Below are 22,990 nucleotides of genomic sequence, written 5' to 3' on the forward strand. Positions count from 1 at the left end.
GTAATATGACATGGCGCTGGCGCCTTGCATTTTAGGGGCCGGAATATAGCTGTGGCGTCGTCTTACCGCATCTTTGCTTCTTTCGGGATTTTCCATGACGGACCTGACCGCCCCGCCCCCCGCCCCAACGGCAACCGATGCCGCCCCGGCCTGGATCGCCGCCCATCCGCGCATCCAGCGGGTGCCCAACCGTGAACTGACGCTCTTCATCCAGCGCCATTTCCTGGACGCGGAAGAATGCGCCGGGCTGATCGCGCGAATCGATGCCAAGCGGCGCCCGTCCACCATTGCGGACGCCAATGGCGACGGCTATTTTCGCACCAGCGAGACCTGCGACCTCGATCATGCCGATCCTTTCGTCGCCGCGATCAATGCGCGGCTGGACGCTTTCGCGGGGATAGCCGCGCCCTATGGCGAACCGATCCAGGGCCAGCGCTACGACGTGGGCCAGGAATTCAAGGCGCATACCGACTATTTCGATCCGAAGGGGTCGGATTATGCGAAATATTGTTCGGTGGCGGGCAATCGCACCTGGACGTTGATGGTCTATCTGAACGAACCCATGGCCGGCGGCGCGACCCGCTTCACCAAAATCGGCAAGACCGTCCAGCCGGAAACCGGCAAATTACTCGCCTGGAACAACCGCAACGCATCGGGCGAGCCGAACCCCGCCAGCCTCCATCACGGCATGAAGGTGCGGTCTGGGGTGAAGCATGTCATCACCAAATGGTATCGCGAGCGCCCCTGGGGCTGACGCGGCTCAGGTCCAGAAACGGCGCGCATCGACAAGTTCGCCATGCGCGCGCGCCGCTGCGGCGAGCAGGTCCGCCTTCTCAGCGCCGCCCGCTCCGATATCGCCCGGCAGTCCATGGCGGGCGAGGATCGCAGGCGTGGCGACCAGATCGTTGAGCGCACCCAGCACGTCCTGCATGGCTTCCAGCTTGCCCAGAAATGCCTTTTGCCGGCGGCGATGCTTCTTTTTTTCATCGAACAGTCCGGCAAAGAATTCAGCGCCATAGCGCAGCTTCTTGGCATCCTTGCGCACCTCATGACGCGCTCCGTCGCCCAGCCGCGCCATAGATTTGCCCTCCTTGGCGATACGCTTGCGCAGCCTGCGCAGGCGCGTCGCGGCGAAAGGGGCGGCCGACCGACTGGCTTTCGCGCCCATGCCCGCGCCCAGCGCCAGCCATTCGACAAGATCGAGCAGCAGCATCCGCACCCGCGCAGACGCCAGCCATTGCAGGACATGATCGTGCGCCGCCGCCTGCGCTTCTTCCAGCGGCGCGCGCATCGCGCCGTCGGCGATCCGCGGCATCAGCACGTCCAGGTCGCGCGCCTCGCCCAGCACAGCGGCCAGCCAGCGCAATTCGCCCTGAAAGCGGGCAAGATCCGCCGTCGGCAACTGCGGCGCGAACAATTTCAGCGCGGATCGCAACCGTCGGATCGCGACTCGCGCCTGATGCAGCGCTTCGGGCGTATAATGGTCCAGCAGCAGCGCCTCGTTCAGCCGATAATGACGCAGGCAGGCCGCATAGATCCGCAGGAAGGCCTGGCGAATCGTCATGGAAGGATCGAGCGCCACCGGCTCCGCCTTGATCGCGGCTGGCAGCGCCTCGGTCAGTCGATAGCCGCGCTCCGCCTTGCTCAGGACGCCGGGTCGCACGGCGATGTCTGCATCGATCCGCCGCGCCAGCGCGAACAGCGCCGCCGGTTCGCCCGCCTTCAGTTCCAGCTCTATTTCGCAGATCGCCTGTTCCCGCCCGGCCACCATTATGGCCCCGCGATCCAGCACCAGCTCGATCGTCGCATTGTCCTGCGACACCACCCACATCCGGCGCTGCACATCGACGCTAAAGAGCTTATCCACTTCCGCCACCGCTTCCCCCAGCAGCGCAACGACCGGCGTGCGCGCGTCCAGCACCGGCTTGGCGCCGCGCACCGGCATCTCCCATTCGTCGCGCGCGAACAGGCCCGCGCCATCGCGGCCATCGGCCTTCACCGTCTGGACGCGCCGCCGGCCCGACCGCCTGATGCGCAGGCTCATGCCCCGTTTGCCGAGCTGATGATCGGGCGTGTCGAAATAGGTGGCGTGCAACGCAGCCGTCTGGCTATCGGCCGGCAGCGACGGCCATTGCGCGAACATGTCCGCCGCTTCCGGCGCCAGGTCCAGCTTCAGTTCGATTTCCGGTTGCAAGCCCATCTCCTGCCAGCGTCCCGCCCGCCTCGCGCCTTAGCACGAACAGCCTTAACCATGGAAACGCCGTCACTGTCTCTAAACTGTCATTTTAAAGACGCTCCGTTGTCATAGAAGCAGCATCAGCCTGTCATGTGCCGCGCCTAACTGCCCGTTCTGAGGGCGACAGGGGGCGTTGTCCGAGTCGAAATTCCCCTGCGCTCCGCACTTCAACAATCCCGGCAACAGGCCGGAGCGGAGACGACATGGCCAAGATTAACCGTATCCAAACGATCCTGATGGCGAGCTGCGCCTGCGTGGGCCTGAGCGCCTGCGGCGCCGACGACATCGCTTCGCCGGGCGAAGGCACCATCGTCATCCCGACGCCGACGCCGACCCCCACGCCGACCCCCACGCCCACGCCGACCCCCACGCCGACTGCGGTGACGCCAGCGGCCAACTGCCCGACCATCGCCGGCCCGAACCAGCTGAGCGATCTTGGCACCATCACGGACGGCACCAACACCTGGCGCAACTGCGCCTTCCCGGCGCGCTTCACCGCGACCACGGCGATCGCCAAGACCACCGGCGTGATCTACTCGCTGCCCGGCCGCGTCGATGTCGGCACCGACCAGGGCGCCGCCAGCACCAATACCGACGTGACGCTCAGCATCGATCCGGGCGTGGTCGTGTTCGCCAGCACCGGCAACGCCTATTTGGCGGTCAACCGCGGCAACAAGATCAGTGCCGTCGGCAGCGCCACCGCGCCGATCATCTTCACCAGCCGTGAAAACGTCACCGGCGCTGCGACCGACCAGTCGTCGGGCCAGTGGGGCGGCATCGTGCTGCTCGGCCGTGCGAAGATCACCGATTGCCAGGCACCGGCCGCCGCACCGGGCACCACCGCCTGCGAACGCGACACCGAAGGCACCAGCAACGCCCTGTACGGCGGCGCGACCGACACCGACAATTCGGGTCGCCTCAGCTATGTCCAGATCCGCTATTCGGGCTTCGTCCTCGCCGACGGCAAGGAACTGCAGGGCCTGACCCCGTCGGGCGTCGGCAGCGGCACCGTGATCGACCATATCCAGGTCCACAACAGCTCTGACGACGGCATCGAAGCGTTCGGCGGCAGCTTCAACATGAAATATCTGGTGCTGACCGGCAACGAAGACGACAATCTCGACACCGACGTCGGCTTCCGCGGCACCGCCCAGTTCGTCATCGCCGCCCAGCGCGAGGGCAATAATGTCGGTGACACCTTCCTCGAAACCGACTCGAACGGTTCGGCCACCAACAGCAACGCCAGCGAGGACGCCCTGCCCCGCCAGTATCTGAAGGTCGCCAACTTCACTCATATCCAGCGTTCGAACACCGGTGACGACGGCGCGGCAATGCTGCTGCGCGGCGGTGCCGACCTGGCCCTGGTCAACGGCATCATCGTCAGCCCCAACCAGAGCTGCCTGCGCATCAACGGCGCCGCTGCGGTCCGTGACGCCGACACCACGCTGCAGGATGCGGGCAAGCCGCGCTACCTGTCGGTGGTGATGCAGTGCAACAGCACGCCCTATAAGGGCACCGGCACCGGCGTTGACGCCGCCCTGGTCCAGTCGATCTTCGAAGCCGGTGCGAACAGCACGATCAGCTACACCCCGTCGCTGACCAACCTGTTCATCAACGGCGCGACCGAGACGGCCCGCACCGCGATCGACCCCAAGACGATAGACGCCGCCTTCACCACCACCAACTATATCGGTGCGGTCAAGGACAGCAGCGACACCTGGTATGCCGGCTGGACCTGCAACTCGGTGACCGCCAGCTTCGGCAGCACCAGCGGCAACTGCACCGCCATTCCGACGACCTGATCGGACCCACGACCTCAACAGGGGCGGGGGAGCGTGCAACCGCGCTTCCCCGCCTTCTTTGCACTAAATTTTCCCAAGGGGGATATATAGCATGTCGAAGCCGCTCAGTCTGGCGCGCCTGCTCCTGATTTCCACCGCGCTGGTCGCTCCCATGGCGATGGCGCAGACCGATGCCAGCCAAGCTGGCGGGGCGACCACCGGCGATGCCGGCATGTCGAGCACGCCCAGCGCCGCCGACGAAGCCGATGCGCAGTCGGGCAATGTCGACGTGTCGATCCCCGGCTCCGACATCATCGTCACCGGCCGTCGCAACAGCAACATCTCGCAGTCCGCGCCGCAGGTGGTCAACGTCCTGTCCGCCGCCGACATCAAGCGTACGGGCGAAGGCGACATCGCCGGTTCGTTGCAGCGCGTCACCGGCCTGTCGGTCGTATCGGGCGGCTATGTCTATGTCCGCGGCCTGGGCGATCGCTATTCGCTCGCCCTGCTGAACGGTTCGCCGCTGCCCAGCCCCGAACCGCTCAAGCGCGTGGTGCCGCTCGACCTCTTCCCCACCAGCGTGATCGCATCGACCCTGGTGCAGAAGAGCTTTTCGGCCAACTTCCCCGGTGAATTCGGCGGTGGCGTCATCAACCTGACGACCAAGGCGATCCCGACCGAATCCTATCTGGAATTCGGCGTCGGCAGCTCGGCCAACACCGAAACCTCGGGCCAGCTCGGCTACACCTATTATGGCGCCAAGTCCGACTGGACCGGCTTCGACGACAGCTCGCGCGACGTTCCGCCGCTGCTCAAGCAGGCCTTCGGCGCCGGCGTGCCCTTCGCGAATATCGAACGCGCCGACCAGCAGGCGATCGCGATGCAGTTTCTCAACAGCAAGACCTCGGTCGTGCAACGGACGAACAGCCTGCCCTTCAACTTCTCCGGCACGCTGAATGCCGGCACCGCGTTCGATATCGGCGATGCGCGCCTGGGCGTCATCGCCACGGCGGGCTACAGCAACAAGTGGCGCACCCGCGACAACCTGCAGCAGGCGTCGCTGACCGTGTCGGAAGGCGCGGGCAAGAGCGCCCATCAGGTCGTCACCGACAATCAGGTGACGGTCAACGGCCTGCTGGGCTTCGGCCTGGAATGGGGCGACCAGAAGGTTCGCTGGACCAACCTCTATATTCGCGACACGTTGAAGCGCGCGTCGCTCGCGGTCGGCCAGAATGACGGCCAGATCCAGGGCGCCGATTATCTCACGCAACAGACCGCCTGGTATGAGCGGCAGCTGATCGACACCCAGTTCACCGGCGAATTCAAGTTCAACGACATGATCAGCCTCGACCTGCGCGGCGGCTATGCCAATTCGCAACGCGAAGCGCCCTATGAGCGGGAATTCGTCTATGTCCGCACCAATCGCGATCTGGCGACCGATCCGGTCGGCGATCGCTTCGTCAACGCGCTCAACCGCCAGCGCGGCGACGCTTCGGTCACCTTCAGCGATCTGAACGAAGATCTCTGGTCGGGCGGCGCGGACCTGAGCTTCAAGATCGCACCCAAATTCGTCGTGACGGGCGGCTACGCCTATACCGATACGAAGCGGACCTCGTCGCGCTACGAACTGCATTTCGACGCAGTCAACCTGCCGATCCCGGTGCAGCAACTTCGTCCCGACTATCTGCTGTCGGACGCGACGATCCAGCTCTATGATCTGGGTCTGCTCGACTTTTCCGGCAACTATCCGGTCTATGACGCCGCCATGCGCGTCCATGCCGGCTATGGTCAGGTGAAGGCCGAACTCTTCCCCGGCTTCAGCATCGACGCGGGTGTCCGCTACGAAAGCGGCCGCCAGTCGGTGACGGGCGTGGACGTCTATGCGACCGGCGTGACGCCCTTCAACCAGATCAAGAACGACTATTGGTTGCCCGCGGTCACACTGACCTTCGACGCGGGTGGCGGCCTGCAATTCCGCGCATCGGGTTCCAAGACGCTCGCCCGCCCGCAGTTCCGCGAACTGATCGCCCAGCCGTTCATCGACACCGACTCCAACCGCTTCTACCGCGGCAATCCGTTCCTGCAGGACAGCGAGCTGTGGAATGCGGACATCCGCGCCGAATGGTATATGGGTCGCGAGGAACGCCTCACCGCATCGGCCTTCTACAAGAAGATCAAGAATCCGATCGAAACCTACACCACCATCAGCGACACCTATGCGGTGACGACCAGCTTCGCCAACGCGCCGGAAGCCACGCTCTACGGCGCCGAGTTCGAAGCGCAGAAATATATCCCGCTCGACGGGATGGATTCGGCCTTCTTCCAGAGCCGCCGGGTCGCGCTGATCGCCAACTATACCTACACCCAGTCCAAGCTGAAGGTGAGCGACGGGGACACCACCATCCCCTATACCTACACCACCGGCGACCTGCCTGCTGCGTCGGACTATTTCGTCGACGGCGCGCCGCTGACGGGCCAGTCGGACCATCTTGTCAACCTGCAACTGGGCTTGGAAGACACCGAAAAACTGTCGCAGCAGACGCTGTTGCTGACCTATGCCAGCCCGCGCGTCACCAGCCGCGGTCCCAATCTGCAGCCCGACATCAAGGAAAAGCCGGGCGTTCAGCTCGACTTCGTCGCACGGCAGGGCGTAAAGCTGCCCGGCGGCATCAACAGCGAAGTCAAGTTCGAAGCGCGCAACATTTTGGGCCGCAAGTTCCAGGAGTTCCAGGAACAGGACGGCAACAAGGTCTATTATAACCGCTACAAGATCGGCACCACGATCGCGGCCTCGCTCACCGTGGCCTTCTGATCCGACGATCGACCGCATGAAACAGGCCGGCCGGGGTAACCCGGTCGGCCTTTTTCATGGGCAATATGCGAGGCGGCGCCGTGCGCGAGGACGGCGCCTCCGCTCCCTACGCCTTATGCCGTGCGATCAACGCATCGCGTAGCTGGGATTGAGACGGCTGAGCGCCCGCAGCGCGACCGAGCGCGAGGATTCTTCCGTGCCATTGGCCAGCACGAGCGTCGTTTCCGGCGCGAAGCGAGCGGAACGATAGGCTTCACGCGCCTGGGCCATGCGGCCGACGCCCGCATAGGCGTTGCCAAGATTGATGAGGCGGGCCGGGTCGTTCTCGCCATAGACCTGCATAGGCTGCAGCTTGCGCAGCGCCGCATCGAAGCGGCCGCTGGCCAGCGCCTTGGCGGCCAGGCTGCCTTCGGGACCACCCACGACCACGACGTCCTGCCCTTCGGCCGCCGCCTGGGCCATGTTCGGCGTCATCGCCGCCAGCGCCAGACCCATGATTACAGCGACCTTCTTCATCTCTCATGCCTCCAGAAAAAACTTCTTACTATAGCCAGAAGTATTTCATTTAGATGACATCAGGACAAGGGCGCATCGAACCGGCAAAAACGATTTTCTTTGCTTTAATATCAATAATTTATGAATTTTACGCAAGACTGTCATAAAAGCGTAATCGAAAATCGTCGCAGATTGAAGATGATTCGAATCATCGACATCATACAATCGCTCGCACGCGGCGGACGCCGCTTGCCCATCATCGCGGGCATCCGCCACAGCGACTCCTGTCGGACGATGCGGAATGCGCATCGCATATGCCATGACGATCGTGGAAAGGTCCGGAGGCTTCTGTTGCCCGGCGCCTCCGGGGGCCGCTGAATTCCCTTCTGTTGCCCGGTGGGTTCAACCGCGCTATTTTAGAGTAACGTCAGGCCGTGAGGCCCTCAGTTACGCTGCAATGGCGAGTGCTTCGTTATCGTTGGCACTTGTGAGTTTTGCACAGTTTAACGGCTTACACGGGCCGGGTAAAAATATCGCCTTTGAACACACGTCGATCCTAGTTCGGCCCCGTCAGGAAACCCCAAAGCGCTAAGCCATCGGGCCTTCTGGTGGAACCGCCGGGTACTGCCCCCGGGTCCGCTGCATCTATTATACGACACAATTTATCACCATAGCCGGGCGAACCCGGCGCGACCCATATGGCCCCACGCGACGGGTTTTTCAAGTCATGGACTTGCGGGATGCGGCCGGGACGATACATCGGCCCCATGTGCATCATGGCCATGGCCTGGGCGGCGCATCCGCGCTGGCGCCTCATCCTGATCGGCAATCGCGATGAATATCATGCGCGCGCCGCCGCCCCGCTCGCCCGCTGGGGCGACCGCAAGGGCCTGATCGCCGGGCGCGACCTGCAATCGGGCGGCACATGGCTTGGCGTATCGGAAGCGGGCCGGACCGCGATCGTCACCAATTTGCGCGGCTATGGCGGCCCGCAGCCGGACCGCGCCTCCCGCGGCGCGCTCGTGACGGACCTGCTGGCGGGCGACGGCGCCTATGCCGATGTCGCACAGGCGCGGCTGGATGATTTCAACCCGTTCAACCTGATTCTGGTCGAAGCCGATCGCGCCGATTTTCTCACCAATCGTCCGCAACCGCTGCGCACGCGGCTGACGCCGGGCCTGTACGGCCTGTCCAACGGCGCGCTCGACGCGCCATGGCCTAAGACGCTGGCGCTCAAAACCGCCCTGCTCGGTTGGCTGACCGAAGATGCCGATGACCCGGCCGCCCTGTTCGAGGCACTGCGCCGGGAAAACCTGCCCGACGCCGGCATCGCCCCCGCCACGCCCTCAGACGCTCCCGACGAAGCCGCCGCTTCCCCCATCTTCATCCGCAACCCGCTCTATGGCACGCGCTGCAGCACCGTCATCGCCGTCGATCGCGACGGTCGGGGCCAGATCGTGGAACGCCGCTTCGACCGCGACGGCGGCGATACGGGCGAAACCCGGCTCGGCTTCCGCTGGTGATGGCTAACCGTCCCTCCCCACTTCCCCCCGCCCTCATCCCGCGCTAAGGCTCTGCCCATGATCCTCGTCATCGACAATTATGACAGCTTCACCTGGAACCTGGTCCATTATCTGATGGAACTGGGAGCGCAGGTGGAGGTCGTCCGCAACGACGCCATTTCGGCGGGCCAGGCCCTGTCCAGCGGCGCAAAGGCATTCCTGCTTTCGCCCGGTCCCTGCACCCCCAATGAAGCAGGTGTCAGCCTGGGCCTCGTCGCGGCCTGCGCCGACGCGGGCGCGCCGCTGCTGGGCGTGTGCCTGGGTCACCAGTCGATCGGCCAGCATTTCGGCGGCAAGGTGGTGCGCGGCGGGCTGATGCACGGCAAGACCTCGCCCGTCACCCATGACGGCACCGGCCTGTTCGCAGGCCTGCCCTCGCCCTTCACCGCGACCCGCTATCACTCGCTGATCGTGGAGGATATTCCCGACAGCCTGGTGGTGAACGCGACCAGCGAAGACGGATCGGTCATGGGCTTCCGCCACGCGACCCTGCCGATCCATTCGGTGCAGTTCCATCCCGAAAGCATCGCCACCGAACATGGCCATGACATGCTGGCCAATTTCATGGAGATTGCCGGTATTCCCGTGCGTCAGCGCGAAGCGGCCTGACCCCTTCCTATCGGCGGAGATCGGTTTATCATAGGCGGATCGCTTTTCGAATATTGCCATAATAGGAAACGCAATTTCAAAATCTGCGGGAAAAGTGCGAAGCTAGGCACGCACGCCCTCTCGACTCCGCGCCCTCCCGCCGACTAAGGCAGGGGCGATGACACGCCTGCCCGATCCTTCCCTACCGCTCGCCCCCGACGCCGCAGCCCAGGCCTTCGACCTGCTGTTCGACGCCGACCTTCCCGAAGCGGACATTGCCGCCTTCCTCGTCACCATGGCGCGCCGGGGCGAAAGCGCGGTGGAGATCGCCGCCGCCGCCCGCGCCATGCGGGCGCGCATGATAACGGTCGGCGCGCCCGACGGCGCGATCGACGTCTGCGGCACCGGCGGCGACGGCCATCATACGCTGAACGTCTCCACAGCCGTCTCGCTCGTTGTCGCAGCGGCGGGCGTGCCCGTCGCCAAACATGGCAACCGCGCCGCCTCTTCCAAGGCTGGCGCGGCCGATACGCTGGAAGCGCTGGGCCTCGACCTCGATCGGGCCGCCGCCACCGCCGAAGCGACGCTGGCCGACCTCGGCATCTGCTTCCTCTTCGCCCAGAATTATCATCCCGCGCTCAAGCGGCTCGGCCCGATCCGCAAGGCGATCGGCGAACGCACAATCTTCAACCTGATGGGGCCGCTCGCCAATCCGGCCAGGGTTCGACGCCAGCTCATCGGCATCGCCCGGCCGGCCTATGTCCCCATCTATGCGCAGGCGCTTGCCGACTTGGGCGTCGATCATGCCATGATCATCTCCGGCGACGAAGGACTGGATGAACTCTCGCTCGCCAGCGGCAACGACATGGCGGAAGTAAAGGGCCATGACCTCGTCGCCATGCACCGCCTGACCGCCGCCGAACTGGGCCTCTCCACCCAGCCGGTCGAGGCGATCCGTGGCGGCGATGCCGCCCATAACGCCGCTGCGCTCCGCGCCCTGCTGCAAGGCGAACCGGGCGCCTATCGCGACGCTGTGCTGCTCAACGCGGCCGCAGCGCTTGTCGTCGCCGACGCCGTCCCCGATCTGCGCGAAGGCGTGGAGGAGGCCGCCGAAACCATCGATCGCGGCCTTGCCAACGCGCTCCTCAATTGCTGGATTGCCTATACATGACCAACAAGCTGATCGAAATCTGCGATTTCAAGCGTGAAGACGTCGCCCGCCGCCGGGCCGCGACCAGCGTGTCGGCGCTCCACGCCCGCGCGAGCGAGCAGACGCCCCCGCGCGGCTTCCGCCAGGCGCTGGACAATGCCGCCCGCACGGGTTTCGGCCTGATCGCGGAAGTGAAGAAGGCCAGTCCCTCCAAAGGGCTGATCCGCGCAGATTTCGATCCGCCCGCCCATGCGCGGGCCTATGCGGCCGGTGGCGCCGCCTGCCTCTCCGTCCTGACCGACGAACCCTATTTTCAGGGTCATGACGATTATCTGATGGCCGCCCGATCGGCCTGCGCGCTGCCGGTGTTGCGCAAGGATTTCCTGGTCGATCCCTGGCAGGTGCTGGAAAGCCGGTCGCTCGGCGCCGACGCGATCCTCATCATCGTCGCCGCGCTGGACGATGGCCAGATGCAGGAAATAGAAGACGCCGCCCTGGGCCTAGGCATGGACGCCCTGATCGAGGTGCATGACGAAGCCGAACTGGAACGCGCACTGAAGCTCCGCTCGCGCCTGATCGGCGTGAACAATCGCGACCTGCGCGATTTCAGCGTCGATTTCGCCCGCACCTATGAACTGGTGGGCAAGGCGCCCGAAGGCTGCACCTTTGTCGCAGAAAGCGGCCTGACCGGCCATGCCGATCTCGTCGCCATGGCCGATCATGGCGTGCGCTGCTTCCTGGTCGGAGAAACGCTGATGCGCCAGGCCGATGTCGAGGCGGCGACGCACAATCTGCTGACGGGCGCATGACCGGACTCACCCATTTGGACGACGACGGCGCGGCCCGGATGGTCGATGTCGGGGCCAAGGCGGTCACAGCACGCGAGGCCATAGCCTCCGGCCGGATCGACATGAGCGTGACGGCAGCCAGAGCCATCGCTGACGGCCTGGTGAAAAAGGGCGACGTGCTCGCCGTGGCGCGCGTGGCGGGCATCATGGCCGCCAAGCGCACCGCCGACCTTATCCCGCTCTGCCACCCGATCGCGCTGAGCGCCGTGACAGTCGATTTCTCCCTTGACGACAGCGGCGTCACCGTGACCGCCACCGCCCGCACAGCCGGCCAGACCGGCGTGGAGATGGAGGCGCTGACCGCGGCCTCCGTCGCGCTGCTTACCGTCTACGACATGGCCAAGGCGCTGGATAAGTCCATGATAATCGGCGGCGTCTGCCTGATCGCCAAAACCGGCGGCAAATCCGGCGACTGGCGGCGCACGCCATGAGTCTGCTGCCGGTGGCCGAAGCGCAGGCGCGCCTGTTCGCGCTCGCCCCGCGACTGGCGACCGAAACCGTGCCGATAACCGCCGCCGTCGGCCGCTGGCTGGCGCAGGATCTGGCGGCGCTGCGCAACCAGCCCTGGACCGACCTTTCGGCGATGGACGGCTATGCCGTGCGCTCGGCGGAGGCGCCCGGTCCCTGGCGCGTCACCGGCGAAAGCGCAGCCGGAACGGCTAACCTTCCGCTCTTGCCGCCCGGCGAGGCCAGCCGCATCTTCACCGGCGCGCCGCTGCCGCCCGGTGCCGACGCCATATTGATCCAGGAAAATGCGGCCCGCGACGGCGATCGGCTGACCGCCAGCGCCGATCCGCTGCCCGCCGGCCGCCATGTCCGTAGCGCCGCCTCCGACTTTGCGCAGGACGCCCTGTTGCTGGAGGCAGGCAGCCGCCTCGGTCCGGCGCAGATCGCGCTGGCCGTGCTGGGCGGTCATGGCGCCGTGCCGGTGGGTGGGCGGCCGAAGGTCGCTTTGCTCTCCACCGGCAATGAACTGGTGCCGCCCGGCGCCCCGACGCCGCCGGGTTTCCTGCCTTCCTCCAACGCGCCGATGCTTGCCGCCCTGCTCGCCGCCCTGCCCTGCGCCGTCATCGACCTCGGCATCGTACCGGACGATCTCGACGCCATGGCGGCCGCGCTCGATCGGGCGCGGACGGCGGACATCATTGTCTCGACCGGGGGCGCCTCCGTCGGCGACCATGATCTGGTGCGGCCCGCCTTCATTAAGGCGGGCGGTGCGCTCGATTTCTGGAAGATCAACATGCGGCCGGGCAAACCGCTGATGGCCGGTCGCATCGGCGATACGCTGTTCCTGGGCCTTCCGGGCAATCCCGTTTCGGCTTTCGTCACGGCGACGCTGTTCCTGCTCCCGCTGGTCCGGCATCTGGGCGGCGCGCGCGATCCGCTTCCGCCCATGAGCGACGCGCCACTCGCCTCTCCTCTCCCGACCACTGGCGATCGCGACGATTATCTCCGCGCCTGGCGCGGGCAGGACGGCATCGTGTCGGTGACGTCGCAGGACAGCGCCGCCACCGCCGCCATGGCGAAAGCCGACTGCCTGATCCTGCGCCCGGCCGGATCGCCACCGGCCGCACCGGGCGATCGGGTGGTGATCCTGCCGATGCCCTGACATGTTCGGTGCTTGACTAACCTTCATCTGTTTCCTATGCGTTCCTCATACGTTCCACGGAGGACCGCGATGTTGACGCCCAAGCAGCAGGAATTGCTGAGCTTCATTCAGACCCGATTGGACGAAGGCGGCGTTTCGCCCTCGTTCGAGGAAATGAAGGACGCGCTGGACCTGCGGTCCAAGTCCGGCATCCACCGGCTTATCAATGCCCTGGAGGAGCGCGGGTTCATCCGCCGCCTGCCCAATCGCGCCCGTGCGCTGGAAGTGCTGAAGCTGCCCGACGCGATGCATCGTGCGCCGGTGCCCGCGCCAGTCGTTGCGCTCAAACCCAAGGTCGCGGCGCCTGTTCCGATCGCCGCCAATGACGTGATCGAAATCCCGATGCACGGCCGGATCGCGGCCGGCGTGCCGATCGAGGCGATGGAGGGGCAGACCATGCTCTCCGTGCCGGCCGCGCTGTTGGGTGCGGGCGATCATTATGCGCTGGAAGTGTCGGGCGATTCGATGATGGAGGCGGGCATTCTCGACGGTGACTTCGCCCTGATCCAGCGCACCGACGTCGCGCGCGAAGGTCAGATCGTCGTGGCGTTGATCGACGAAGCGGAAGCCACGCTCAAATATTTCCGCCGCGAGGGCAGCCGCGTCCGGCTCGATCCGGCCAATTCCGCTTATGAACCGCAGATCTACGACCCGCGGCAGGTCCGCATCCAGGGCAAGCTGGCAGGGCTGCTGCGCCGCTATAATTGAGATTTGGGTCGTCCTGATCCACGGGGTGGGCGAACGATCCAGGGATGTGCGTCGCCGACTCGATGGACGGTGTGAACTTCGCCCTTTGCCAGGGTGATGGACAGGCCGCCGGTCCGTGCCAGCAACCGGCGGTCGATCTTCATCCAGCGCGGATGACACCAGCGCGGTAGCCCCCGATCGCTGACGACGATGTCCGCCGCGGCGCAATCGCGGGCGAAGTCGGACCGCTCGATCAGCACTGTGCTGCGGGTGAAGAGCAGCCGCCAGCTACGGCCATTGCCGTCCTTCACGCCGACAGCGCACAGATCGCGCGAACAGCGTGCGTCCGGCAAATCCGCGATCGCCGCCAGTTCGCCGTCATAACCTGCACTTTCCGACAGCACGTCCCGCACATAATCCCCCGCCCGATCGCGCAATATCGCCATGCCCTTTCCCGTCCGCACGGCGACATGCCGCCCGTCGCCGGTAATCAGGATATCGGGCGGCGCGGCGGTAAAGGTGACCGCCACGCCGATCAGCACCGGCGCAAGTCCCAGCCATCGCCACCCCGTCCGCCACAACAGGCACCAGAGCAGCCCGACGACCGTGATACCGAATAGCCCCATGCCCATGGTCGGCGCCAGCAATGTCGCCATCGGGCTGGCCGCCACGCCATGGGCCAGTAACAGCAACAGGTTCAGCGCCTGCTGCGTCAACCACCAGAAAGGCGCGCCCAAGCCCGCGACATCCAGCACGAGCGCCAGCGCCTCCAGCGGCATGACGACGAAGGTGGTGAGCGGAATCGCGATCAGATTGGCGAAGGCGCCGAGCAGCCCCGCCTTGTGAAAATGGAACAGCGCGATCGGCATCAGCACCAGTTCGACAGCGATGCCAGTCGCCAGCGTAACCGCCAGGCCGCGTGCAATCCGACGAAGCGCACCCTCGTCTCGCGCGGCGGCAAAGGTTCGGAAACGGGGATGCTCGGCCAGCGCCACCAGCGCCGTCACAGCGGCGAAGCTCATCTGAAAGCTCGGCCCGACCAGTGCTTCGGGCCACAGAAATAACACCACCAGCGCGCCGGTCGCCACCAGACGCAAGGTCACCGCGTCCCGTCCCATGGCCAGCCCGCCCAGCACCAGCAGGGCGGCGACGCAGGACCGCACCGTCGGCACCTCCGCCCCGGTCAGCAACGTATAGCCGATCCCGGCCAGCGCGCCGCCCGCCGCCGCGATCAACATGAGTGGCCAACCCAGCGCCGCTCGCTGGCTCAGGGCCATCACCCGCATCAACAGGAAGATGACCGCGCCGATCAGCGCCGTCACATGCAACCCACTGATCGACAGAAGATGCGCCAGTCCGCTGCGCCGCATCGCCTCCGCATCGGCTTCGGGAATCGCGCCTTGGTCCCCGGTCGCCAGAGCGGCGGCGATCCCTTCGGCGGGACCGTCCACTTGCTCCAATATATGGCCGAACAACTGCGCCCGCAGCGGCGGCGAGGCAGTGGATGGGATCACTATCTCAACCGGCTTCAGCGCCTTGCCCGTCGCGCCGATCCCCTGGAAATAGGCGCGCGCCGCAAAATCATAGCCGCCCGGAACGCTCGGCGGCGCGGGCGGCATCAAGCGCACGCGAAAGCGTAGCCGCGCGCCCTCACCCAGCCCCGCTGGCACATCCGCGTCGGCGATATTCACCCGTATGACGGCCGGCAGATCGGGTGCGTCGACCGGGCGCAGCATGACGCGCACCATAGCCTGCGCCGGAACGGGGCGGATCGCGACAACATCGCCCGTCATTTGCACGAAGGTCGCCCGGACAAGCGGCGGCTGGCCCCACAGCATCGCCTTCCCCCAGACCAGCAGGCACCCCATGCAAGCCAGGATTGCACCCACGACCATCATCCGCCGCAACCGCCCGCCCACCGGCAACATCGCCCCGATACAGGCCATCGCCAGCGTGCCGCAGCAAAAGGCCAGCCAGGCCATGGCATGGGGCAGGATGAACCAGGCGGCGATCCCGCCACCCAGCGCGATCGGCACCCATAATCCGATCTGTTCGCGCTCGCGTTCCAGCCAGCGTTCGAGCCGGTCCAGCCGCACACGCGCCAACGCCGCCGGCCTCCCGCCAAGGGAGGTTTGTCGTGGCTCAAAAGCCATGCTAGGGGGCGCAGCATCCATGGGTCAGCTAGGCGAATGTCAGGGAATATGACGGCAAGTGCAACGGGAATGAACAAGCCGGTGGTGACCCGTTTCGCCCCGTCCCCAACCGGGTTCCTGCATATCGGCGGCGCGCGCACCGCGCTGTTCAACTGGCTGTTCGCGCGCCACCATGGCGGCAAGTTCCTGCTGCGGATCGAGGATACCGATCGCGCCCGCTCCACAGAAGAAGCCGTGGCCGCGATTTTCGACGGTCTGGACTGGCTGGGCCTGGGCGGCGACGAACCCGCTGTCTTCCAGTTCGAACGCACGCCGCGCCATGCAGAAGTCGCCAACCAGCTTCTGGAAGCTGGCCACGCCTATCGCTGCTATGCGACGCCCGAGGAACTGGCCGAGCTGCGCGAACAGCAGCGCGCCGCCAAGCAGCCCATGCGCTATGACGGCCGCTGGCGCGACCGCGCGCCCGAAGATGCGCCGGAAGGTGCGCCCTTCGTGATCCGCATCAAGGCGCCGCGCGAAGGCGAGACCGTGATCGAGGACGCGGTGCAGGGGCGCGTGGTCGTGCAGAATGCCGAGCTGGACGACATGATCCTGCTTCGCTCCGACGGTACGCCTACCTATATGCTGGCCGTCGTCGTCGACGATCATGACATGGGCGTCACTCACGTCATCCGCGGCGACGATCATCTCAACAACGCCTTCCGCCAGCTCAGCATCATCAAGGCGATGGGTTGGGAAGAGCCGATCTACGCCCATATCCCGCTGATCCACGGATCGGATGGCGCGAAGCTGTCGAAGCGTCACGGCGCGCTGGGTGTGGACGCCTATCGCGACGAAATGGGGATGCTGCCCGAAGCGGTGCTCAACTATCTTCTGCGGCTGGGTTGGGGCCATGGCGACGAGGAGATCATCCCGATCGCCCGCGCCATCGACCTGTTCGATGTCGGCGGCGTCGGCCGCTCGCCGTCGCGCTTCGATATCAAGAAGCTGGAAAATCTCAACGGCCATTATATCCGCGAAGCCGACGACGCGCGCCTCGCCGCGCTGGTGGCGCCACGGATCGAAAAGCGGCTTGAAATCGCTATATCGGATACCAATCTGTCACTGCTAACGGAAGCTATGGCTTCGCTGAAGCCGCGGGCCAAGAACCTTAATGAAATTGCGGAGGGAGCAGAATTTCTGTTCAAAAGTTGCCCGCTCGATTTTGACGAGAAGGCTACCGCTCTGCTAGACGACTCCGCGCGCGCGCTGCTCGATAAGACAGCCGACGCTCTCCAGTCCGTCCAGTCCTGGACGGTTGAAGCGATCGAAGACGTGATACGCCGCGTGGCAGAGGATGCCGACCTGGGACTGGGCAAGGTGGCGCAACCGCTTCGTGCGGCGCTCACCGGTCGCACGACCTCGCCGGGCATTTTTGATGTCCTCTTCCTGCTGGGGAAAGAGGGGAGCTTGGAACGATTGGCTGACGCAGGGCACGCAGCAGCCGGTTGATGACGTACAAGGAGAAAAACATGTCGGATAACACAGCCAATTTGACCGTTGGGGGAGACAGCAAGGACTATGCCGTCATGGACGGCACGGTCGGCCCGCAGGTCATCGACGTTCGCAAGCTCTATGCCAACACCGGCATGTTCACCTATGATCCGGGCTTCACTTCTACCGCAAGCTGCGAATCCGGCCTGACCTATATCGACGGTGACGCAGGTATTTTGCTCCATCGCGGCTATCCGATCGGCCAGCTGGCCGAAGAATCCAGCTTCATGGAAGTCTGCTACCTGCTGCTGAACGGCGAACTGCCGTCGCAGAAGGAGCTGGAAGACTTCACCACCACGATCACGCGCCACACCATGGTGCATGAACAGTTGTCGGCATTTTTCCGCGGCTTCCGTCGCGATGCGCACCCGATGGCGATCATGGTCGGCGTGGTCGGCGCTCTGTCGGCCTTCTATCATGACTCCACCGACATCAACGATCCGGAACAGCGCCGCATCGCCAGCCACCGCCTGATCGCCAAGATGCCGACGATCGCCGCCATGGCGTATAAATATTCGGTCGGTCAGCCTTTCGTCTATCCGCGTAACGACCTGAGCTACACCGCCAATTTCCTGCGCATGACCTTCTCGGTCCCGGCGGAGGATTATATCCCCGATCCGGTGATCGTGGACGCGATGGACAAGATCTTCATCCTGCACGCCGATCATGAGCAGAATGCATCGACCTCGACCGTGCGTCTTGCCGGTTCGTCGGGCGCCAACCCGTTCGCCTGCATCGCGGCCGGCATAGCCTGCCTCTGGGGCCCGGCGCATGGCGGCGCCAACGAAGCCGCGCTCAACATGCTGCGCGAAATCGGCACTGTCGATCGCATCCCCGAATATATCGCCCGCGCCAAGAACAAGGACGATCCGTTCCGCCTGATGGGCTTTGGCCACCGCGTCTACAAAAATTACGATCCCCGCGCGACCGTGATGCAGAAGACCGCGAAGGACGTGCTGGAGAAGCTGGGCGTCAACGACCCCGTTTTCGACGTCGCCAAGGAACTGGAGCAGATCGCGCTCAACGATCCCTATTTCGTCGAAAAGAAGCTCTACCCGAATGTCGATTTCTATTCGGGCGTGATCCTGTCGGCAATCGGCTTCCCGACCGAAATGTTCACCGTGCTCTTCGCGCTCGCCCGTACCGTCGGCTGGGTCGCGCAGTGGAACGAAATGATTTCCGACCCGGCGCAGAAGATCGGTCGTCCGCGTCAGCTCTATACCGGCCCGACGCAGCGCGACTATGTCGCGGTCGACAAGCGCTGATCGCCAGCGGACCAATATTGTTATGAAGAACGGCGCTCATTGGGCGCCGTTTTTTATGGCGATGCCCCGCCTTGAAACCGTGCGGCCGCCAGATCAGCCCCCGACCGGCAGCGACAGGATGAAGCGCGCCCCCTCGCCCGGCGCTCCGCCAATGCGAATGTCGCCATTCATCGCCCGGGCGAGGCGGCGGGAGATATAGAGGCCAAGCCCGCTGCCCCCAGCATCGTCGCGCCCCAGCCGCTCGAATTTCTCGAAAATGCGCTCGCGATCGGCCGGTGCGACACCCGCGCCCTGGTCGATCACAGCGATGCGCGCCTGACCGCTTTCCCATTCGGTCGCGATTCGCACCTGCGTTCCTTCCGGCGAATAGCGCACGGCATTGCCGATCAGATTGACCAATATCTGGAGTATCCGGCGAAATTCCCCCATCGCCAGCAAGCTCGCATCAGGGGCTGGCGCGACGATGGTGATCCGTCGATCCAGCGCCTTGACCGCCAGCAAGCCCGCGGCCCGGCGCCCCAGATCGGCCAGGTCGACTTCTTCGGCGACGACGCTGAAATCCGGGCGATCGATTGCCTGCAAATCAGCCAGATCGTCGACCAGCGCCATAAGATGCCGGCCCGCGGCCGCAATGTCGTTGGCATAGCCGGCATAATCAGGGCGGAGCGGCCCTTCGAGCTGAGCGCTGATCGTATCGGCGTTTGCGATGATGCGGCCCAGAGGCTGTCGCAGCGAGCGATCGAGCCGTCGCCCGAACTCGACAGGATACAAGGTCAGCGGCGCATCTTCCGCCAAAGGCGCGACCACCGCTCTTTCCAGTGGGAAGGCGGTGCCACGATAGCCGGTCAATTGTCCGCCATGATCGAACATCGGAAAAGCCGACAGTCGAAAACGGCGCGCCATATCGCTCGCCATCACCGCCCGCTGATCGCGAAACGCGCATCGCTGGGCAAAGCCGCGAAGCATGGCCATGTCGCCGTCGCTATCCGCTTCCAGCTGGAAGTAGCTGGAAAAGCGCGCTCCCGGCACGGGCGGGTTGGTCGGCAGCGCACCGCTGTCGCCATTTCCCGCCAACACCATCTGGAACCGCAATTGGGTGTCGATCTGCCAGGTCCAGCCATCGGCCAACGCCGCCATATCGGCTTCGCGTCTGCCATCGTCGGGTGGTAGCGGCGCGGCTGGCCGTTCACGCCAGTCCACGACCGACAGACTGACGCCCTTGTCGCTTTCCGGCTCGGCCCGCACCCACATATCGATGTCGCCGCGCTGCGCCGCCGCCACGACCGGCCGCGACACCAGAACGCCCAGCCGCGCCGCCAGTCTGGCAATCGCCATCAATTGCGGCACCGCGAACGGCGCACCAAGATCCGCGCCGGCCTCTCTTTGCAGCGCCAGCAGCGGCGCGTCTGCGCTCAGCAAACGGCCGTCGGCCGACAAGGCCGCGCGAAGAATGCCGGGACGGGACGGCATGTTCACAGGGGGGCCACTGCGCGCAGATGGTCCAGTTTCGCACGCAAGGCGGCCGATGTCCGCAGGGCGGCGACCACATTGTCGGCCTGTTCCTGACTCAACGCGTGATAGCGATCCGCCTCGGTCACGATCGCCACATCGGACAGCGACGGACGCACCGGGCGCAACGCCAGCAGCAAATGCCGATAATCGGCACCCGACCCGCCCAGCGCCCGGCACAAGATAGCGACCTGCGACAGTGATCCCATCACCAGCATTTCGACCACCTGGACGCTCTCCAGCCGGAGCTGCCGCGCGATGACCGCAGCAAACAGCAGGAACCGTCGTCGTTCCAGCAAATGGCCCAACAGGTCGGGCGCGTCGGCCTCTTCCCCCATGCGACGCACTAATCGATCCGCCTGAACGATCGGACATGCTGCCTCGTCATGATCGGCCATCAATGCCCAGCCGGACCGGTCGAAGGCCGCCAGCAGCCGATCGTCGCCATCGACCATGGTCCGCTGCGCCACGACGGTCAGGCACGCAGCGACCATCCACATCAGTTCGGCGAAATGTTCGGCGGGAAGGTCGGGCTTCATCGGCGCGTCTTCCCCGCCGGCGGCAACCCACCGTGCCTCGGCCAGCGTCAGCCCCGACAAGGCGTCGCCCAGCAAAGGATCGTCGATCGAAAGCGCCGAGGCCCCATCGATTTCTTCCAGTTGTTCGACATCGGCCTGTCCAAACTGGCGAAGCATCATCGTGACGCCAGCGCGCATCTGCATATGCGCCAGCAGTCCGGGCCCGAGCAGGCTGGGATGCGCACGCACCATCGACCAGGCTACCGGAGCCGGCCACCGGTCCAGCGCCGCGGCGACATCGGGCGCATGTGCCAGCGACAGGCGCAGGGCCATCTCGATCGCGGTGATGCATCCGCCGACATGGCGACGCGTCTCGGCGATCAGGGCATCGTGGCGCGTGTGTCCTTCTTCGGGAAAGAAAATCGCCAGATCGATGGCATGGCCGACCGGCACGGCGGACAAGCCGGCCATGACCCGCGCCATTGGCCAGCTGCCCGCCATGGCCGTACCGGTAAGGGACGAATAGGCGTTCATGCCGGTCAGCATAATCGCACGTCCTTAAAATGCACTAAACCGTGCCGGGGAAAATTGCTCAGTCGCTCTTGCGCAGCAGAATGGCGCCGACCGACGCGATCGCTAGCAAAATGGCGACACGGAAGCCTTCCGCCATCAGGCCGACAAAGCCCGTCAGGATCAGCAACAGCAGCGCCGTACCGGGCGTGAAGATCATCCACGACCGCGCCGCCGCGGTTCGCCCCCAGCGATCGGCCACCATCAGGATGCCGAGCAGCAGCGCCAGATCGGCGGCCAAGGTCGTGCCACCGGCAAAGACCATCCCTGCCAGCACGGTCGCCGGCGCGCAGAAGGCGAACCATCCCATGAGCGGCGTCCGCAGCGCCAGATCGCCCAGCCGGTCGCTGATTTCCGACAGTAGCAAAGCACCCATCAACAGGCAGAATCCAGTCAGCGCCCAGCCCAGTTCGATCGGCACCAGCGCCACGGCGCCCAGCGCGATGGCAGCGATCCGCACCTGCAGCGCCGGGACCTGCATCCGCATCAGCGTCGGGCTGACGATTCGGGCCAACGGCGCCAGCAGATAATGTTCGATGCCACCACGCGAATGAGCGCGCGATGATCCGGCTGCGGTCACAGCCTGCGCGACCAAGTCGGCCTGCGCCTGGCTCTCGACCAGGGCGACCCGCCCTTCCAGCAGATCGTCCTGCGGCACGGTGATCCGTCTGGCGCCCTTTTGCACCGCCGTGCGCACCAAAGTCAGCGCCAGATCCCAGTCCCCGATCATGTCGAGCGTGCCGAAAAGCAAGTCCGGACTGATCCGCGCCAGGCCCGCCCAGCGTTGCCCCGCGTCGATCCGTTCGAACGGCGCACTGGCGCGGCTGTCGTCCGTCACCAGCATGGCGTTGCCCTGGGCCGCGCCGATGCCGTCGAAATGCGACTGTGATACTATTGCACCATCCGCCACCAGCAGTACGTCGCTATCGCGTGGCGCATCGCGCACCATCGACACCATATCCCGCACCAGCGCCACGGCGATGCCGTCGGCGCTCAGACGGTCGACGGCCTGCGACAGGGCCGGGGTGATGACACTCACCAGGATCATGATTCGATCGGCGCCTGCATGGGCCGCCTGCCGCGCCTGATACTCGACCAGCGTCTGACCGGCAAAATACAGGCTCGCGCGCAAACCCGCGGGCGAATCGCCCGATGCGCGACTGGCGCTCAGAATAGCGGCGAAACTCATGTCGTTACGCTTGTGGACCCGATTGTTGTGCGGCGACCTTTTCGCAAGGCGGAGCGCTTCGCGCAAGCAAGGCTTTCAGCGGCGGCCGATCAAGTTTGATCGAGCCCCGCCAGCGCCGCTTGGAGACGACGAAGCACGCGCGGATCGCCAGGCGCAGCGGCGGCCGCCTCGTCGGCCAGCGCCATCAATGCGGTGAGGCCGAAGCTGGCCGCCAATCCCTTGAGCCGCCAGGCGGCGAGCTCCCAATTGGCGTCGCAGCGTGCCCGGCCCAGCAGGTCGAGCTGTCGCGCAGCACTTTCCAGGAAAGCGACCCGCAGGTCTGCGATCAGCGCGCTGTCTTCGCCGACGGCGGCGGCCAATGCGGCATGAAGGGCGCCAGGATCATAGGACATGGCGACAGACGCTATCGGGCTTGCGTTAAGTTTTGGTAACAGGGCATTTGCGTC

The 22,990-nt window shown here is 65.2% G+C and carries 20 protein-coding genes and 1 other RNA gene; 12 read left to right on the forward strand and 9 right to left on the reverse strand.

What is annotated here, in order from left to right:
• Positions 1-94 precede the first annotated feature (94 nt).
• The gene (locus ABT375_RS04240) at positions 95-754 is read left to right on the forward strand and encodes a prolyl hydroxylase family protein (RefSeq protein WP_416464228.1); all 660 of its coding nucleotides are present in this window, start codon (positions 95-97) and stop codon (positions 752-754) included.
• Between the two features lie 6 nt (positions 755-760).
• On the opposite strand, the gene ABT375_RS04245 is transcribed toward ABT375_RS04240, so the two are convergent.
• On the reverse strand, positions 761-2,194 hold the full coding sequence (locus ABT375_RS04245; protein ID WP_416464229.1) for a CHAD domain-containing protein: 1,434 nt from the start codon (positions 2,192-2,194) through the stop codon (positions 761-763).
• 245 nt (positions 2,195-2,439) lie between these two features.
• On the opposite strand from ABT375_RS04245, the gene ABT375_RS04250 reads away from it, so the two are divergent.
• Together ABT375_RS04250 and ABT375_RS04255 are read left to right on the forward strand one after the other, a co-directional pair.
• A complete protein-coding gene (locus ABT375_RS04250) occupies positions 2,440-4,038 on the forward strand; it encodes a hypothetical protein (RefSeq protein WP_224546124.1) in 1,599 nt (532 codons plus the stop codon).
• Positions 4,039-4,129: 91 nt separating this feature from the next.
• Positions 4,130-6,829, forward strand: a complete 2,700-nt coding sequence (locus ABT375_RS04255; RefSeq protein ID WP_261934545.1) for a TonB-dependent receptor domain-containing protein — start codon at positions 4,130-4,132, stop codon at positions 6,827-6,829.
• Between the two features lie 126 nt (positions 6,830-6,955).
• Here the strand turns inward: ABT375_RS04255 and ABT375_RS04260 are convergent, their stop codons facing one another.
• From ABT375_RS04260 to ssrA, 3 genes are all read right to left on the reverse strand, one after another.
• Positions 6,956-7,345 carry a tetratricopeptide repeat protein gene (locus tag ABT375_RS04260; protein WP_224546122.1) on the reverse strand — a complete coding sequence of 130 codons (390 nt, stop codon included), beginning with the start codon at positions 7,343-7,345 and terminating at the stop codon, positions 6,956-6,958.
• Positions 7,346-7,390: 45 nt separating this feature from the next.
• On the reverse strand, positions 7,391-7,633 hold the full coding sequence (locus ABT375_RS04265) for a hypothetical protein (protein ID WP_416464230.1): 243 nt from the start codon (positions 7,631-7,633) through the stop codon (positions 7,391-7,393).
• A gap of 66 nt (positions 7,634-7,699) precedes the next feature.
• Positions 7,700-8,052: a transfer-messenger RNA gene (ssrA, locus tag ABT375_RS04270) on the reverse strand.
• Positions 8,053-8,091: 39 nt separating this feature from the next.
• On the opposite strand from ssrA, the gene ABT375_RS04275 reads away from it, so the two are divergent.
• The 7 genes from ABT375_RS04275 (at position 8,092) to lexA (ending at position 13,828) form a co-directional block, all read left to right on the forward strand.
• Entirely contained in the window at positions 8,092-8,847 is a 756-nt protein-coding gene (locus ABT375_RS04275) for an NRDE family protein (RefSeq protein WP_416464847.1), read from the forward strand.
• Between the two features lie 57 nt (positions 8,848-8,904).
• Complete coding sequence (locus tag ABT375_RS04280; protein ID WP_416464231.1) at positions 8,905-9,495, forward strand: anthranilate synthase component II; 591 nt, start codon at positions 8,905-8,907, stop codon at positions 9,493-9,495.
• Positions 9,496-9,652: 157 nt separating this feature from the next.
• Positions 9,653-10,645: an anthranilate phosphoribosyltransferase gene (gene trpD / locus ABT375_RS04285; protein WP_261934543.1), complete on the forward strand. Its 993-nt coding sequence runs from the start codon at positions 9,653-9,655 to the stop codon at positions 10,643-10,645.
• Positions 10,642-11,433, forward strand: coding sequence for an indole-3-glycerol phosphate synthase TrpC (trpC, locus tag ABT375_RS04290; RefSeq protein ID WP_224546118.1), 792 nt, complete (start codon positions 10,642-10,644; stop codon positions 11,431-11,433). The genes trpD and trpC overlap by 4 nt, the downstream gene beginning before the upstream one ends.
• Positions 11,430-11,903, forward strand: coding sequence for a cyclic pyranopterin monophosphate synthase MoaC (moaC, locus tag ABT375_RS04295; protein ID WP_261934541.1), 474 nt, complete (start codon positions 11,430-11,432; stop codon positions 11,901-11,903). Before trpC ends, moaC begins: the two co-directional genes overlap by 4 nt.
• Complete coding sequence (gene glp / locus ABT375_RS04300) at positions 11,900-13,081, forward strand: gephyrin-like molybdotransferase Glp (protein WP_416464232.1); 1,182 nt, start codon at positions 11,900-11,902, stop codon at positions 13,079-13,081. The genes moaC and glp overlap by 4 nt, the downstream gene beginning before the upstream one ends.
• 69 nt (positions 13,082-13,150) lie before the next feature.
• Positions 13,151-13,828: a transcriptional repressor LexA gene (lexA, locus tag ABT375_RS04305; RefSeq protein ID WP_261934539.1), complete on the forward strand. Its 678-nt coding sequence runs from the start codon at positions 13,151-13,153 to the stop codon at positions 13,826-13,828.
• On the opposite strand, the gene ABT375_RS04310 is transcribed toward lexA, so the two are convergent.
• Complete coding sequence (locus ABT375_RS04310) at positions 13,819-15,960, reverse strand: ComEC/Rec2 family competence protein (RefSeq protein WP_416464233.1); 2,142 nt, start codon at positions 15,958-15,960, stop codon at positions 13,819-13,821. The two genes, lexA and ABT375_RS04310, sit on opposite strands and share 10 nt — an antisense overlap.
• 69 nt (positions 15,961-16,029) lie before the next feature.
• On the opposite strand from ABT375_RS04310, the gene gltX reads away from it, so the two are divergent.
• Positions 16,030-17,451 carry a glutamate--tRNA ligase gene (gene gltX, locus ABT375_RS04315; RefSeq protein WP_416464848.1) on the forward strand — a complete coding sequence of 474 codons (1,422 nt, stop codon included), beginning with the start codon at positions 16,030-16,032 and terminating at the stop codon, positions 17,449-17,451.
• A 20-nt stretch (positions 17,452-17,471) separates the two neighbouring features.
• Complete coding sequence (gltA, locus tag ABT375_RS04320; RefSeq protein ID WP_261934531.1) at positions 17,472-18,758, forward strand: citrate synthase; 1,287 nt, start codon at positions 17,472-17,474, stop codon at positions 18,756-18,758.
• 93 nt (positions 18,759-18,851) lie between these two features.
• Here the strand turns inward: gltA and ABT375_RS04325 are convergent, their stop codons facing one another.
• The 4 genes from ABT375_RS04325 to ABT375_RS04340 form a co-directional block, all read right to left on the reverse strand.
• Positions 18,852-20,234 (reverse strand): sensor histidine kinase, encoded by a 1,383-nt coding sequence (locus ABT375_RS04325; RefSeq protein ID WP_416464234.1) that lies wholly within the window; start codon positions 20,232-20,234, stop codon positions 18,852-18,854.
• On the reverse strand, positions 20,231-21,331 hold the full coding sequence (locus tag ABT375_RS04330; protein WP_224546111.1) for a DUF2336 domain-containing protein: 1,101 nt from the start codon (positions 21,329-21,331) through the stop codon (positions 20,231-20,233). Before ABT375_RS04330 ends, ABT375_RS04325 begins: the two co-directional genes overlap by 4 nt.
• 46 nt (positions 21,332-21,377) lie before the next feature.
• Positions 21,378-22,544, reverse strand: coding sequence for a hypothetical protein (locus ABT375_RS04335; RefSeq protein WP_261934530.1), 1,167 nt, complete (start codon positions 22,542-22,544; stop codon positions 21,378-21,380).
• Positions 22,545-22,633: 89 nt separating this feature from the next.
• Positions 22,634-22,936, reverse strand: a complete 303-nt coding sequence (locus tag ABT375_RS04340) for an Hpt domain-containing protein (RefSeq protein ID WP_224546109.1) — start codon at positions 22,934-22,936, stop codon at positions 22,634-22,636.
• Positions 22,937-22,990: the final 54 nt, after the last annotated feature.

The sequence above is a fragment of the Sphingomonas sp. VDB2 genome (genome assembly GCF_047946695.1).
In the GTDB taxonomy this organism is placed as follows: domain Bacteria; phylum Pseudomonadota; class Alphaproteobacteria; order Sphingomonadales; family Sphingomonadaceae; genus Sphingobium; species Sphingobium bisphenolicum.

Excerpts from the sequence above, each read along its gene's own strand:
- ABT375_RS04275 (WP_416464847.1), top strand. The coding sequence starts at position 8,092 with ATGTGCATCATGGCCATGGCCTGGGCGGCGCATCCGCGCTGGCGCCTC.
- ABT375_RS04240 (WP_416464228.1), top strand. The coding sequence starts at position 95 with ATGACGGACCTGACCGCCCCGCCCCCCGCCCCAACGGCAACCGATGCC.
- glp (WP_416464232.1), top strand. The coding sequence starts at position 11,900 with ATGAGTCTGCTGCCGGTGGCCGAAGCGCAGGCGCGCCTGTTCGCGCTC.
- ABT375_RS04255 (WP_261934545.1), top strand. The coding sequence starts at position 4,130 with ATGTCGAAGCCGCTCAGTCTGGCGCGCCTGCTCCTGATTTCCACCGCG.
- lexA (WP_261934539.1), top strand. The coding sequence starts at position 13,151 with ATGTTGACGCCCAAGCAGCAGGAATTGCTGAGCTTCATTCAGACCCGA.
- gltA (WP_261934531.1), top strand. The coding sequence starts at position 17,472 with ATGTCGGATAACACAGCCAATTTGACCGTTGGGGGAGACAGCAAGGAC.
- gltX (WP_416464848.1), top strand. The coding sequence starts at position 16,030 with ATGAACAAGCCGGTGGTGACCCGTTTCGCCCCGTCCCCAACCGGGTTC.
- ABT375_RS04250 (WP_224546124.1), top strand. The coding sequence starts at position 2,440 with ATGGCCAAGATTAACCGTATCCAAACGATCCTGATGGCGAGCTGCGCC.
- trpC (WP_224546118.1), top strand. The coding sequence starts at position 10,642 with ATGACCAACAAGCTGATCGAAATCTGCGATTTCAAGCGTGAAGACGTC.
- ABT375_RS04340 (WP_224546109.1), bottom strand. The coding sequence starts at position 22,936 with ATGTCCTATGATCCTGGCGCCCTTCATGCCGCATTGGCCGCCGCCGTC.
- ABT375_RS04260 (WP_224546122.1), bottom strand. The coding sequence starts at position 7,345 with ATGAAGAAGGTCGCTGTAATCATGGGTCTGGCGCTGGCGGCGATGACG.
- trpD (WP_261934543.1), top strand. The coding sequence starts at position 9,653 with ATGACACGCCTGCCCGATCCTTCCCTACCGCTCGCCCCCGACGCCGCA.
- ABT375_RS04310 (WP_416464233.1), bottom strand. The coding sequence starts at position 15,960 with ATGGCTTTTGAGCCACGACAAACCTCCCTTGGCGGGAGGCCGGCGGCG.
- moaC (WP_261934541.1), top strand. The coding sequence starts at position 11,430 with ATGACCGGACTCACCCATTTGGACGACGACGGCGCGGCCCGGATGGTC.
- ABT375_RS04265 (WP_416464230.1), bottom strand. The coding sequence starts at position 7,633 with ATGCGCATTCCGCATCGTCCGACAGGAGTCGCTGTGGCGGATGCCCGC.
- ABT375_RS04280 (WP_416464231.1), top strand. The coding sequence starts at position 8,905 with ATGATCCTCGTCATCGACAATTATGACAGCTTCACCTGGAACCTGGTC.
- ABT375_RS04330 (WP_224546111.1), bottom strand. The coding sequence starts at position 21,331 with ATGCTGACCGGCATGAACGCCTATTCGTCCCTTACCGGTACGGCCATG.
- ABT375_RS04335 (WP_261934530.1), bottom strand. The coding sequence starts at position 22,544 with ATGAGTTTCGCCGCTATTCTGAGCGCCAGTCGCGCATCGGGCGATTCG.